The 14,278-nt window shown below is 32.7% G+C and carries 13 protein-coding genes; all 13 read right to left on the bottom strand.

Going from position 1 to position 14,278, the window contains the following annotated elements; translation table 11 throughout:
- Positions 1-229: 229 nt before the first annotated feature.
- Positions 230-1,582 carry a phosphoglucosamine mutase gene (glmM, locus tag Q4Q54_RS19660; protein ID WP_311989339.1) on the bottom strand — a complete coding sequence of 451 codons (1,353 nt, stop codon included), beginning with the start codon at positions 1,580-1,582 and terminating at the stop codon, positions 230-232.
- An 83-nt stretch (positions 1,583-1,665) separates the two neighbouring features.
- A complete protein-coding gene (wecA, locus tag Q4Q54_RS19655; protein WP_311989338.1) occupies positions 1,666-2,706 on the bottom strand; it encodes a UDP-N-acetylglucosamine--undecaprenyl-phosphate N-acetylglucosaminephosphotransferase in 1,041 nt (346 codons plus the stop codon).
- 144 nt (positions 2,707-2,850) lie between these two features.
- The gene (wecA, locus tag Q4Q54_RS19650; RefSeq protein WP_311989337.1) at positions 2,851-3,924 is read right to left on the bottom strand and encodes a UDP-N-acetylglucosamine--undecaprenyl-phosphate N-acetylglucosaminephosphotransferase; all 1,074 of its coding nucleotides are present in this window, start codon (positions 3,922-3,924) and stop codon (positions 2,851-2,853) included.
- Between the two features lie 324 nt (positions 3,925-4,248).
- A complete protein-coding gene (locus tag Q4Q54_RS19645) occupies positions 4,249-5,253 on the bottom strand; it encodes an NAD-dependent epimerase (RefSeq protein WP_311989336.1) in 1,005 nt (334 codons plus the stop codon).
- Between the two features lie 29 nt (positions 5,254-5,282).
- Positions 5,283-6,449 (bottom strand): nucleotide sugar dehydrogenase, encoded by a 1,167-nt coding sequence (locus Q4Q54_RS19640; RefSeq protein WP_311989335.1) that lies wholly within the window; start codon positions 6,447-6,449, stop codon positions 5,283-5,285.
- A gap of 20 nt (positions 6,450-6,469) precedes the next feature.
- Complete coding sequence (locus Q4Q54_RS19635) at positions 6,470-7,306, bottom strand: glycosyltransferase (RefSeq protein ID WP_311989334.1); 837 nt, start codon at positions 7,304-7,306, stop codon at positions 6,470-6,472.
- A 16-nt stretch (positions 7,307-7,322) separates the two neighbouring features.
- Positions 7,323-8,375 carry a glycosyltransferase family 4 protein gene (locus Q4Q54_RS19630; RefSeq protein WP_311989333.1) on the bottom strand — a complete coding sequence of 351 codons (1,053 nt, stop codon included), beginning with the start codon at positions 8,373-8,375 and terminating at the stop codon, positions 7,323-7,325.
- Positions 8,372-9,301 (bottom strand): glycosyltransferase family 2 protein, encoded by a 930-nt coding sequence (locus Q4Q54_RS19625; RefSeq protein WP_311989332.1) that lies wholly within the window; start codon positions 9,299-9,301, stop codon positions 8,372-8,374. The genes Q4Q54_RS19630 and Q4Q54_RS19625 overlap by 4 nt, the downstream gene beginning before the upstream one ends.
- On the bottom strand, positions 9,291-10,361 hold the full coding sequence (locus Q4Q54_RS19620) for a hypothetical protein (protein WP_311989331.1): 1,071 nt from the start codon (positions 10,359-10,361) through the stop codon (positions 9,291-9,293). Before Q4Q54_RS19620 ends, Q4Q54_RS19625 begins: the two co-directional genes overlap by 11 nt.
- The gene (locus Q4Q54_RS19615) at positions 10,351-11,412 is read right to left on the bottom strand and encodes a glycosyltransferase family 4 protein (protein ID WP_311989329.1); all 1,062 of its coding nucleotides are present in this window, start codon (positions 11,410-11,412) and stop codon (positions 10,351-10,353) included. Before Q4Q54_RS19615 ends, Q4Q54_RS19620 begins: the two co-directional genes overlap by 11 nt.
- A complete protein-coding gene (locus Q4Q54_RS19610) occupies positions 11,409-12,368 on the bottom strand; it encodes a glycosyltransferase (protein WP_311989328.1) in 960 nt (319 codons plus the stop codon). Before Q4Q54_RS19610 ends, Q4Q54_RS19615 begins: the two co-directional genes overlap by 4 nt.
- Positions 12,353-13,633 (bottom strand): hypothetical protein, encoded by a 1,281-nt coding sequence (locus tag Q4Q54_RS19605; protein WP_311989327.1) that lies wholly within the window; start codon positions 13,631-13,633, stop codon positions 12,353-12,355. Before Q4Q54_RS19605 ends, Q4Q54_RS19610 begins: the two co-directional genes overlap by 16 nt.
- On the bottom strand, positions 13,620-14,237 hold the full coding sequence (locus Q4Q54_RS19600; RefSeq protein ID WP_311989326.1) for a CatB-related O-acetyltransferase: 618 nt from the start codon (positions 14,235-14,237) through the stop codon (positions 13,620-13,622). Before Q4Q54_RS19600 ends, Q4Q54_RS19605 begins: the two co-directional genes overlap by 14 nt.
- Positions 14,238-14,278 lie beyond the last annotated feature (41 nt).

The following is a 14,278-nucleotide window of genomic DNA, read 5'->3' as shown; positions in this document are numbered from 1 at the left end:
GATGGCTGTAAAAAACCTAAATAAATTTATCCGCATATTAAAAGCACATGCAGCCCAAAGCTAAACCGATAAACCAGCGTCAACGTCAGCTGTAATGAGTATTCGGCTAATTCGTAAGCAAAGAGCAGAAAACAAAAAGCCAGAAAGTATACAACTTTCTGGCTTAAAAATTCAGCATATCAGTACCTGAATGAACACGTATAACCGTTAGCTTTAATAGCCCTAAGGTTTAAGCTGCTCGGACCGCTTCCGCAATATATTCTGCTTGAGTCTGCGTCATTATATTATCGGTAGATTCGACCATGACCCGAATAAGCGGCTCTGTACCCGATTTACGCAACAGCACTCGCCCTCGGTAACCTAAGATCCCTTCGGCTTTAATCACAGCTTGCTGAACACTAGTTGTCGCTAAAATGCTATCAGCATCAGCTGTGGCTAAACGCACATTAATTAACACTTGAGGAAGTTTAGTCATGCCCGCTTTAATCTCAGACAAACTCTTTTGGGACTCTAAAACAGCTTTAAGTACTTGTAAGGATGCAACAATGCCGTCACCCGTTGAAGCATGCTGCAAGCTCAGTATATGTCCTGACCCCTCACCACCCAATTGCCAGCCAGTGTGCTTAAGTTGTTCAACCACATAGCGGTCGCCCACTTTAGCGCGAACAAAAGGGATATCCATCTGCTTAAGCGCCAGCTCTAAACCTAGGTTTGACATTAAGGTACCAACCACGCCACCTGTCATTTCTCCTTTGCTGTGGGCAGCATGAACAAGGATGAATAAAATCTCATCACCATCAACCACATGGCCATTGTGATCGACAAACATGACACGGTCAGCATCACCATCAAGCGCAATACCTAAATCAGCTTCATGTACCATAACCGCTGTTTGCAAACTGTCTAAATGCGTCGCCCCACAGTGATCATTAATATTCACGCCGTTAGGTTTGTCATTGATGCTAATCACTTCAGCACCAAGTTCACGGTAAACATTGGGGGCGATATGATATGCGGCGCCATGAGCGCTATCAATCACGATCTTCAATCCCGCTAAAGACAAATGATTTGGGAATGTGCCTTTACAGAACTCAATATAACGACCGGCAGCATCATCGATACGGCGCACTTTACCTAGCTTCTCAGAAGCAACACACTGCATTGCATTCTGGTTCAGCGCCTTTTCTAACAAGGCTTCTATTTCAAGTTCTTGGGCATCATTTAACTTAGTGCCGGAATTAGAAAAGAACTTAATGCCATTATCATAAAATGGATTGTGCGATGCGCTAATTACTACCCCTGCATCAGCACGAAATGTAGAGGCTAAATACGCCACCGCGGGTGTGGGCATAGGGCCAATAAGCGCAACATTCACGCCCGCAGCAGAAAAACCAGCTTCCATTGCCGACTCAAGCATATAACCACTACTACGAGTGTCTTTACCAATTAGTACTTCTTTAGTGCCCGTGGACGCAAGCACAGTACCCGCAGCCCAACCTAACTTCATCGCAAAATCAGGTGTAATTGGAAACTCACCGACCTTGCCACGCACACCGTCAGTACCAAAATACTTCCTAGACATAAAAAATCCTTCAACGAATGTTAAAAAGCAAAATGCCAATTCAAATGAATTGGCATTTTGAAACTAACTATTTATAAGAGCTATTATTTACGGATCCAAGTCAATAATTGCCATACGTTAGATAGAGCCCAATTGTACGCTGCAAAAATAGCTAAAAAAGTAACAAACATAATCGATTCAGGAACATGCGCAATCTCAGCTGCTACACCAATAGCAGCAAGCAATAAAGACGCTAATGAAATACGGATCAATGTCTGCTTACGATTATAGCCAGCCCGTTCGAAAATATGGTGCAAATGATCTCTATCGGGCTTAAAAGGGGACATACCTTTTTTTACTCGCCGATACATAATGGCGGTCATATCCATCAAAGGAATAGCGATTAAATATAATGCGGTCACTGGGCTAAATACACTAGTCTGAGGTTGAGTACCAATCACCAACATCCAAACTACAGTCAAGCCGATTAACATACTGCCGGCATCACCCATAAAGATTTTGTCGAAAGAAGGAAACGGCCACCTTAAATTGAAAAGTAAGTAGCCACTGATTGCCCCAATAAACAGCAAAGGTAGCATAAACCAGCTATTTCCAGCCCAGTAAAACAAAAAAGCTAAAGATGAAAAGGTCACTAAACTCAGCATACCCGCTAAGCCATCGATACCATCAACCATGTTAAAAGCATTAATAGCACCAATTACGGCTAAAATAGTAATAACAACACCGACATAGCCTAATTTAAGCTCAAAAAAATGCAGGATATGACCAAATGATGTTAAATATAATCCCGCACCAAAAATCAATATGGATGCAGTAATGACCTGTGCAGCCATTCTCACCCGTACCGAAAGATCATATTTATCGTCAAGGACACCCAGAAAGAGGATTAGCGCAGCAGAAATCAAATATAGGTTAAAAACTTGGCTCTGCTCTATCACCATGCTAGAAACAAGTAACACACTACAATAGATAGAAATGCCACCAATCAAGGGGATTGCACCAACATGTAACTTACGCTCATTCGGCAAATCAACTAAGCCAACCCGTTGAGCAATGGGGTTAAACACTTTAATCGCAACACAAGTTAAGCAAAACACAGTAAAAAGCGGTATGAGGTATTCCATAATCTCTTCCTTAAGCCAAATACATCATCATAAAAATGACTCTAATAACATTTTATTTCAAAAAAATGACACGCGATTATAGCAGTAACAGATAAAACTGATAAGCCATAAAGGAACAGAAAATGTACTGTTCTATTTAAGTCATTAAATAGACTTAGTAAATTTAAAGTCTCTACGTAAAAATGCAGTAATGCGCCATATATTATTCATAACAATAAAATACAAAGTAAAAGTAGCTAAAAATGCAAAAAACATAATGTTTTCATTCACTTTAGCAAGCTCAGACCAAATACCAATTGCAGACATAGCGCCTGCAGCAGTACAAATGACTAATAAAGAAATATGAGAGGACAAACCCAAGCGTTGACAAATATGATGTAAATGCTCTCGGTCTGGCTTAAACGGCGATTGTCCTTTGCGAATACGGCGGATCATAATGCACACCATATCCATCAGAGGTAAAGCAATTAACCAAAGTGCGGTAACAGGGCGGATAGCCGTCGCTCGTTCACCTTGACTGGCCACAATCAATAACCAAATGACAGTAAATCCTATAAAAATACTCCCCGCATCACCCATAAACACTTTAAAACGTTTACCAAATGGAAAACCTAAATTTAGCATGATGTAAGGCAGCATTGCAGCCACAAGCAGTGCACAAAAAGTGGCAAAACTATGCATACCATGTAGATAAAACAAGATCCCCAAGCCACCGAAGGTTACGGATGCTAAACCACCCAATAAACCATCTATACCATCTACCATATTAAAGGCATTGATTGCGCCGATAACGGCAAAAACCGTTAACAATATGCTGACGGATTCTGGTAAATGTAAGGCATCACTGCCCATCAAATAGCCCAAATTATGTAAACTACGTTCGCCAATCACTATCATCAATAGAGAAATAACAGCTTGTACGACAAGACGAAACTTGAAACTAATGTCATAACGGTCGTCAATCACACCTATGACAACAAGAATAAAGGCACAGCCCAAAAATAACTGAGGTGCCAGCAATAGTTCAGGAGCCAAAAGCAATGTTAGCATAATGGTAAAAAAAACCGAGATACCACCCACTAAAGGGATCTGCCCTGTATGATGCTTACGCTCATTAGGCTTATCAACCAGCCCTATTTTTTTAGCGATCTTGCGAAAAACAAACAAACTGATAAAAGAAACAAAAAAAACAAATAAAACAGCGATGTTTGCTGACATAAAACTACTCAATAATTATGCAGTATAAATAAAATTGCTGAAGTACTAAGTGACCTCATCAATAAAGCGGCCCAGCCCATATCAAGACATTCAACAAACACCACTAACACCATCAGATGAGACTTATGCTAATAAGAATGTGAGCAAGGCATGAATTGAAAGCGTAATGTGAAGAAAAGGGATTTAATCATTAAAAAAGATAGCTATAAGTTACTTATTTTAGAAATGAGACAGCTAGGGAAAAAACTTTATCATTACTGTCTCATACAACGAAATCTACTACTAATTAGTAAGATAAAAATCAACCTGTGCAAATAGGCTTGACTATTTGTTATAAAACTCACGGTACCATTTAACGAATTCGGCCACACCTTCTTTAACGCCAACTTTCGGCTTGTAACCAGTTGCTTCAAATAAATCGCTAACCTCTGCATAGGTTTGATACACATCACCAGGCTGCATCTCTCTGAAGTTTTTTATAGCTTCAATGCCCAATTCATCTTCAATAGCTTTAACAAAACCCATCAAATTAATCGGTGAACCATGTCCAATATTGTAAATTGCGTAGGGCGCAGAACTAGAAGCAGGTGAACCAGTTTCAACAGTCCAAGATTTATTTCTGCTAGGTATAACATTAGCAATACGAACCACGCCTTCAACAATGTCGTCAACATGGGTAAAATCACGCCACATATCTCCATTGTTGTTAATATCGATTGTTTCACCATCTAAAATCTTTTTAGTGAAGATAAACGGTGCCATATCTGGACGTCCCCAACTGCCATATACAGTAAAGAAACGAAGACCAGTGGTGGGAATGCCATACAAATGAGAATAACTATGTGCCATCAGTTCATTAGATTTTTTCGTCGCAGCATAAAGCGAAACGGGATGAGCCACACTGTCAGTGGTCGAAAATGGCGTTTTAGCATTCAAGCCATAAACAGAGCTAGAAGAAGCATACACAAGATGCTTCACCTTAGTATGACGACAACCTTCTAAAATGTTCAAATGCCCTACCAAGTTTGAATCGGCATAGGCGTGAGGATTATCAATCGAATATCTAACACCTGCTTGTGCAGCCAAATGAATTACTCGATCAAATTGCTCATTTTCAAATAGATTTTTTACAGAATCTCGGTCTGCAATATCGAGCTCAATCAAGCGAAAACTCGAATGTTCAATACGCTTTAGGCGAGCACGCTTTAAATTAACATCATAATAATCATTAATATTATCAACACCAATAACATCATACCCTAAAAAAATCAACTTCTCAATAACAGCACTACCGATAAAGCCAGCTGCACCTGTGACTAAATATTTCATAGACCAATCTCAAAAAAATAATTAAAAGTTTAATCAGAACCAAACAGATCACGTGTATAAACTTTAGAGCTTACATCATGTATTTCATCTACCATACGATTACACACTATGACATCACAAGATGATTTAAACTCTTCTAAGCTACGAATCACTTTAGAATGGAAAAACTCATCATCATCAAGCACTGGCTCATAAACAACAACCTCTATACCTTTTGCCTTAATCCGTTTCATGATCCCTTGAATACTTGAGGCTCTGAAATTATCAGAGCCAGTTTTCATAATCAAACGATAGATCCCAACCCTTTGAGGTTTGCGCTTAATTATTGAATCGGCAATAAAATCTTTACGAGTACTGTTAGACTCAACAATTGCACCAATAATACTATTTGGTACATTAGCATAATTGGCCCGTAATTGTTTTGTATCTTTAGGTAAACAATAGCCACCGTAACCAAAAGATGGGTTATTGTAATGATCACCTATACGTGGATCTAAACATACACCTTCAATAATCTGCTTAGAATCTAAGCCATGTGTTTCAGCATAAGTATCTAGCTCATTAAAATAGGCTACTCGCATCGCTAAATAAGTATTCGAGAATAATTTTACTGCTTCAGCTTCAGTCGAATCGGTAAATAATACCTGAATATCTTTTTTGATAGCACCTTGCACTAGTAAATTAGCAAAGACTTCAGCACGTTTACTGCGCTCACCAACAATAATTCGCGACGGGTACAAGTTATCATACAAAGCACGACCTTCCCGTAAAAACTCAGGGGAAAATATTAAATTATCACAACATAATACATCTTTAATATCCGAAGTAAAACCTACAGGAACAGTAGACTTTATTACCATAACAGCATGAGGGTTGATCGCAATGACATCGTTGATAACAGCTTCTACAGAAGATGTATCGAAATAATTAGATTCAACATCGTAATCAGTAGGCGTAGCTATAATCACATAATCGGCATCTTTAAAAGCCACGTTTTTATCAAGAGTAGCTGTAAAATTTAACTTCTTATTAGATAGAAAATCAGATATATCAGCATCGACAATTGGAGATTTGAAATTATTTAGCATTTCAATTTTTTCAATAACTATATCAATAGCAACGACTTCATTGTATTGCGCTAGCAACATAGCATTTGATAAACCAACGTAACCTGTACCAGCTATTGCAATTTTCATTATTATACCTTTTCAGAGATTTAACGGAAACGTCTGTAAAGAAATTTCACAAATGATGGAGGAAGCAAATGGAAGAAAAAACGAGAGGAAATATAAAAAAAATTAAGAATGGTCATTTGTTTAAGAACGAACATATAATAAAATCGTAATTTAGTCTCATTTACAGATTTACTTAGTCCTCTTCTTCTTTCAATAGTATTTTCATTAAGTCTATAATCCAGTAAAACCTGACCAACATTTGCAAATTTAAAGCCACGATGAAGAAGTAAAAACCAAAAAGCCATATCCTCAGTTAAATGCGTATTTAGAGGATATCTGTAACCTAATTCAAATAATGAATTCTTAAACATAACTGTAGGATGAATGAAAGGACATCTTGCAATACTAAATTTCAGCAAATCATCATGCTCTACAGGTAATTTCTTTTCAGAAAGCGAATAAGAAGAACCAAATTCAGAGCAAAAAGTCCCACATACAGAAATATCAGGATTAGCTACTAAAAAATCGACCTGTTTCGATAATCGATCATGCCTAGAAATATCGTCACTATCCATCCTTGCTATAAAATCATAACCTTTAGAAACAACAGTATCGATTAAAACATTAAGAGAAAATGCTAAACCATTATTAATTGAAGAACTTATAATAGTTACACTATAGTCAGAAGAAAACTTATTAAGAATTAAATATAAATCTTCAGTCAGAACTCCATCAAGATATATATAAAGATCACAAGGGTAATCCTGTTCCAAAATACTGCCCACAGCTAATTCAAGGGCAAAAGGGTCGTCAGATTTGTAAACACTCATAATAACAGCTACATTTTTGAGGTCATGAAAATTAACTTTTAAACGCATAAATAACCAATTAATGTTATAAAATTGAAATATAAAAATCACGATGACTATTACCCATCACATCCAATGTAAAAGCATTACTATAGAGTCGATATGAAGACTCCGAAAAATATTGGATGTTTGACATAGTCAAACTTATAGAATTAACTAGTGATTGAATATTATCAGGTTCAAAAAAACAAACTTCATCAGAAGGGAAAACATTTTTATAAATTTCAAGTTCAGAACAAACCAAAGGTATCTTAAGTGAAAGAGCTTCAAGCATAGCTAAACCAAAACCTTCAGAATAAGAGCACATCACAAAAATATCAAAATATTTATAATAATCTATATAGTTACTTTTAAAACCTAACAAATGAAGCCTGTTTAATACACCCAACTTATTCGCCAATGAAATTAAACTTGATCGTTCTGGCCCTGAACCTATAATCACTACTACAATATCACTATTAAATTTAAGAAGTTCGACTAACTGATGAAAACCTTTTCTTTTTATTAATAAGCCACATGAACCTACGATGGTATATCTACTTTTAATTTCAGTTAAAAAATCAAACTCTTGAATATTACGCTCAGAAACAATAGCCTGTGGAATACCATAGTTAATCAACTTTAAATTCGAAGATGATGGGAGCTTTTCTGAATAATAATCAAACATTGATTCTGAAGATACAATAAAATTATTAAAACTATTTAAAGCCAAATACCACAATTTTATAATTATATTAGACTTATAGAAGGGGTGTAACATTTTCAAATCTACATCAATGTAATTATGCATAGATGAAACGCAATTGTTACTTTTATTTAACCCATGAATAAAAACATAAAAATCAGGTAAAAACATTGTTGAATGAATAATATCAAAACATTTAAAATCGTATTTTTTAAAAAAACTCAGCTTAGTAACTTTACATTGGAAATCGACCAAAACATCATCTTCGTTATGCGAAGAAAAATAGAATACCTCAACAGAATCAATCTTATTAATCAAAGACTGAACTAAATAATCAGTAAAAACAATAGGGCCAAACTTCTTCAACGATGGAATAATCAAAGCAATTTTCATATATTGTTCTTCCAATAAAAGTAACGAATATAGCATCTTTCGTACAGATAAGATATCATATGAGGTGAAACTAGACATAAAACGATATTTAAAAAAACATTCAGATGTTTTTTTCTTGCCCTATAATAAATAGCAAGAGAAAGTTTCTTTGAAGAAAATGAGTACAATTTATTAAATAATCCATTTATTTTAATATTTTTATACATTATTAATCCATCATATGATGACAGATAATCATGATATACTAATTTTCTTAGAATTAGTTGTTTATAACCAAAAGTAGAAATAGTCGATCCGCCTCGACCTATACGCACATCATAACCATAGTAATCAGAAATGTTAGTAAACCTAAAACCATGAAACTTAGCTCTCAAAAGAAAATCATAATCTTCCACTCCAGAGATATCCCTGTAACCGTTCAAAACCTCATAAACTTTCCTTCGAGCTAACCAAATATGTTTTAAAGGCGTAGTAAAAGGTAACAACTCATCTAAATAGCACTCATTATCTATTTGTTTATTTCCAGATAAGAATAAACCATCATGACTTATTGTATTTGTACTACAACCCACAATATCTATATGAGGATTTTCATTTAAGAAATTTAATTTAACGTCGATTCTATCTTGTGATGATATGTCATCGCCATCCATTCTTAATATGAAATCACCATGGGAAAGTGAAAAGGCTTTATTCAAAGTTTTAGATATTTTTATGTTTTTTTCATTTCTGAAAATGAATATTCTTTTATCTAAATTTGATAACTCGCTAACGATTTCAAATGTATTATCAGTAGAGAAATCATCTACAACAATAATCTCAATATTTTTATAGGATTGATTTAAAATGCTTTGTATAGCCTCCGCGACATAGAGGCCAACATTGTACACAGGAATCAAAACAGAAACTAAGGCTTCATTCTTCATTACAAACACTTCTATATTTACTAGTTAACAATAAAGCAGGTAAGAAAATAAAAACATAAATACTTCCAAGGGAGAAACCGCAAACAAATATTGAACACCAATAAGGAAATGACTTACATGATGTATGGTAAATATTAAATATAACAAAAGAAAAAAAACCTAACAACGAAATAAAACCGAATTCAACCACTAGCAATACAAATAAATTATGAGAGCCTATACCCAAAACATCAGCTGAAGTCCCAACACCAGAGCCAAATAAAAAAGTAAAGGTATCAATACGCAATAAATATTGATAGAAAACGTTAAGAATTTTTATTTTACTTAAGTAACTCCCATCATTTACTATTATTGGAATAATATATAGCAAAGTTAAACCTATGATAATAGAAAAAATAAATTTAGTGTTTAAATTAGTATGTTTCAAGAAAAAATAAAGAACTACAGAAATTAATGCAGCCCTAGAAAAAGTTAAAACAAGCAAAATAAATAACATTGAAAACAAATAAGTCTTCATTTTACTTTTTTCAAACAAAATATCGACAGTTACTATGAAAGATATCAATGATAACGCTACAAAATTTGAATCTATGAACATTATGCTATTAAATTTATACTTATAAAATAACAAAGATTCATCAGGATTAGAAAGCATTTTTTCAGTTATAATTGGATTACTTATCCTGTAAAAACTCTCAAAAAAATATAGAGACAATAATAAAAATGTGAAAAATAAAACTACGCGTTTATTAATAAAAATTGTGTTTTTAAATAATACGCTATAAGTAATTAACAAGAACATACACATTATGAAATTAACATAAGTACCAAAATCAGTTACCTTATAAAAAATAAGTAATGCATACAATAAACCTAAAGATCCGAAAATAAAGTTCAAATCTACTACAAGTTCATCGACAATAAAAAAATTAAAAATTAAGATGACAATTACAATAGAAAATCCAAAATAAACTGGACTAAGCATAATTTGCGATGTATAGAAAAAACAGCTACAAAATAGGAAACCAAGAAGTGAGTTTTTACTTATTTTAAGACTCATCTCTTAAAACCACCTTAGAATATGCTTCGTATGTTCGAATAGCAATTTTTTCAATAGAAAAATTTTTATAAATATGGTTTCGGCAATTATTAAAGGTCAATAAGTTTGACTCTGGTAGTTCAAAAACATTATGAAGATCTTTATCTTCTATTATTATACCAACTAAGGGAGGACTTAACATTTCCTCTGAAACCCCCCCCATAGAAGTAACGATAGGTATTACACCAAATGATAAAGCCTCTAAAACAACGTTAGGCATACCTTCTTGCAATGAAAATAAAATTAGATGTGATGCTTTTTGTAAATAGGCTTGTACTTGACACGATTCCAATTTACCAGTAAAAATTATATTGCCACTTTTATATGATAGACACACTCTAGCATAATCTGAATTATAACCATCTAAAAAACTGTCATTATATGGACCGATAATATATAGTTTGTAACCTTTATTCTCAAAGTTTTTCTTATAGAAAGAAATTGACTCTAATACTCTCTTTCTTGGTATAATTGTGGCAATGACAAGGATTACTTTTTCCTTTTCGTAATTTATATTATCTGAAAAAAAGACGCCATTTGGGATTGTGACAATTTTTTCCTTTGCTAAATATTTAGAGTTAATTATATAATTTTGAAAAGTTAATGAGTTATTCAAATCAATAAGACTCAACAACTTCCGTTTTATAATAGATTTCAAACCAGTACTATTATGAATTAATGAATCAAAATCATCATCACCATTTAATGTTGTTTTCCAATAGACTTTTGAGAAAATTGAAGAAAATAATAAATACTTAAACGAAGCTCCATGAAAATGTACTAGATCAGGTCTAAATATTATCAATTGATAAATAAATTTAATAATACCTAATATAGTACCATTTAAAAAAATACATTCATTACTTTCATTTTTTTTTCGTTCTCGACCAACAGATTCGGAAATAAAGATTTGCTTACAACCCATTTTATCAAGCTCTATGGATAAACTAATTGCTTGCTTAGTTGCACCACTATATCCGCCGAAACTATGTACATAATGTATTACTCTCATTTCTCAAAAACACCTAGTTTGCCCTGTAACCCATCACTTATTGCTTTATTCAACAACGAATATTCAAAGCTACCTGCTTTTTTTATATTCTTGACAAAAAAAATAAACCGCCAAATAAACATATTTAAATAAAAATATATTTTAAAAGACGAGTGTCTATATTCAAAAAAAACTTTATTTCTAATAGCATAATAAACATTTTCAGGACTAAGCCTAAGTGAATCTAATAAATTCATGTTTTTATTGTGCCACGAATTATCTATATCAACTGTTTTACACAGAGAGGTTATCCGCAATTTGTAACCAATTCCTTTTGACCTGTAGAAAAAATCGATATCATCATGATATAAAATAAAATTTTTATTAAGAGAAATATTATTCAGCAGCGAAATAGGGAAAATTGTTCCTCCAAAAGGTAACATATCAGATTCAACAAAATCAACGCTCGTACTAGTTGCGCGAGTATGAAAAAATATCATTTTTTTATAAAAAAAATTTGAAATATAATTAAATAATGAAAAACCATAAAAAGAGTTATTCAAAAATTTTATATTTTTACCTAGCATATAAGAGCTACTATAGGGTTCTCTTTCGCTACGAAGTAAGTTAATTATACTTTTTTCATCCAAAAATTGTTTAACAGAATCTAAACTCCCTTCTAAAACATTGTCATCGTCTAATATTAATATATGAGTAGAGTGTTTATTTGCCATATCAAATGCTTGCACAAAAGCTTTTGATGTTCCAACTGGATTGTTTATTTTAAGTACTCTAACTGAACTAGGTAGATTAGAAATATAAACTTCGTTGATTAAGTCGTAATCACAGCCATTATCAACTACAAGAATATCGTTTATTAATGATTCGTTAATCAGAGATAATATAACTCTGCTTAATAAATCATAGCGTTGTTTATACGTTAAAATTATGACCTGTATTCTTACGTCAGAGAGCATTTATCTAACACCATTTTATTATGATAATAAATTAAAAAAGCTAAGTTAACTAAGCAATAAAAACTTGTACTAAAAATCATCGCCTCTATTCCATATATTTGATATATTATTATCTTAATGGGTAAGAATAAAGTAAATATAAGAGAAGAAATCTTCGATGGTGTAGTTGTATCACCAGATATATAAAATGAAGAGTTTACTAATGAAGCAATACAATTAGAAATTAAAACTCCAGACAGTAAAAAAGTAAAAAACCATATATCGTTATGAACAGCTCTGAGTTTATCACTGAAGTAAAAAAAATAATAAAAAATTTCTGGGAAACAATACAAAACTACAATTAATGTGATTAATACAATCGAGATTAATAATATAGACTTATTAAATGATTTCTTATAAAGGTTATTGTTGGCAATATAAATAGTTGCAATATTCTTGACAATTGGCGTATTGTATGACTTGGTTACCACTTGTATCCCTGCGTTAATAAGTTGCTGGGAAAGATTAAGAATTGATAATGAACCTACAGGTGCATTCATCAACAAGAACCTCTCTACTAACAAATCTGACTTATAATACATTGAAGAAAAAAGTATAGGTTTTATTTTTTTCCATAATAACTTTACCAAATTTAGATCTAGTCTACAGTCAAATACTTTATATTCAATATATATAACTTGAAATACAATTGATAAAAAATACTTAAAAGCCAACAAATATGCAATTGACACAACACCAAATATTGGCAGAATATAATATGCCAAAGGAATTGAGCCAAAACTAATTAAGAATGGTATAAACTCTGATTTAAAATGATACCCCATAGAATTAGTATAAGACCAAATAACGGAGTAAACAATTGAAAGGAACATTGCTAAAACTTGAAAAAGCAAGATCTCATTAATTAAATCATTCGAGGTAAAATAATTATTAAAATATGGAATTCTAAATACGAGAGTGAGTGCTACATAAGTTGAAAAAGATAAAATAAATGAATAAAAAACAACTATCTTTAACACCTCCCAAATAACTTCACTTAAATCTGCTCTATTTGTAGAAAAATATGGTAGCAAAACATTATTTAACAACCCAGAGATTACAGATGAAATTAACAATGGAATAGTGCTAATAAATATAAATATATCAGTATTTCCTGAAACACCGACAATAGATAACATCAAAACTTGCAATAAAAAAGAGCAAATAATATTACCGAAAGACAATATAGCAAGTGGTAAGGAACCATTCCAATTAATATTTTTCATGAATGTGCTTTTCTATAACTTTCTGTTCATGTTCAATATATTTATCAACATCTAAAAATAGACTTTGCACATCCATTATTTCTTTTTTACTTTTATTCCACCACTGATTACTAATCAAGAAATTAATGACTTCGGCATTGAATCTATACTTAATTACTTTTGCTGGAACTCCAACACAAATAGAATATGGGGGAACATCCTTCGTTATAATAGCTCCAGTTCCAATTATTGCCCCATCTCCTATAACTATATTTTTCATAATTTTAACAGACTCACCAATCCAAACATCAGAACCTATTTTTATATTATAGCCATCAACTCTACCACTGTCAGAATGACTATAATTTAGATTCATAGAAAGACCAATTTGTCTCATTACAGGATGATTTCCTTTATGAAAACATGGATGAGTAGAGACAATATTCGTAGGATGGTCTGAAATAATAATTGAAACATCATTTGCTATAGAACAAAATCGACCTATTTTAGCTCGATACAAATTACAATTTTTACCAATATAAGTCGCAAAGCCTACTGATGAATCTTTTAAATTTGTATTTTTTTTTATGTGATTTGAACCTTCAAATTTTGTAAACTTATTCACTGATACACTTAATGGAAAAAACACCTTATTTCGTTTCTCCT

It is taken from the genome of Shewanella sp. SP2S2-4, from assembly GCF_031932025.1.
Lineage (GTDB): Bacteria > Pseudomonadota > Gammaproteobacteria > Enterobacterales > Shewanellaceae > Shewanella > Shewanella baltica.
This window is presented reverse-complemented; position numbering and strand designations above follow the sequence as displayed.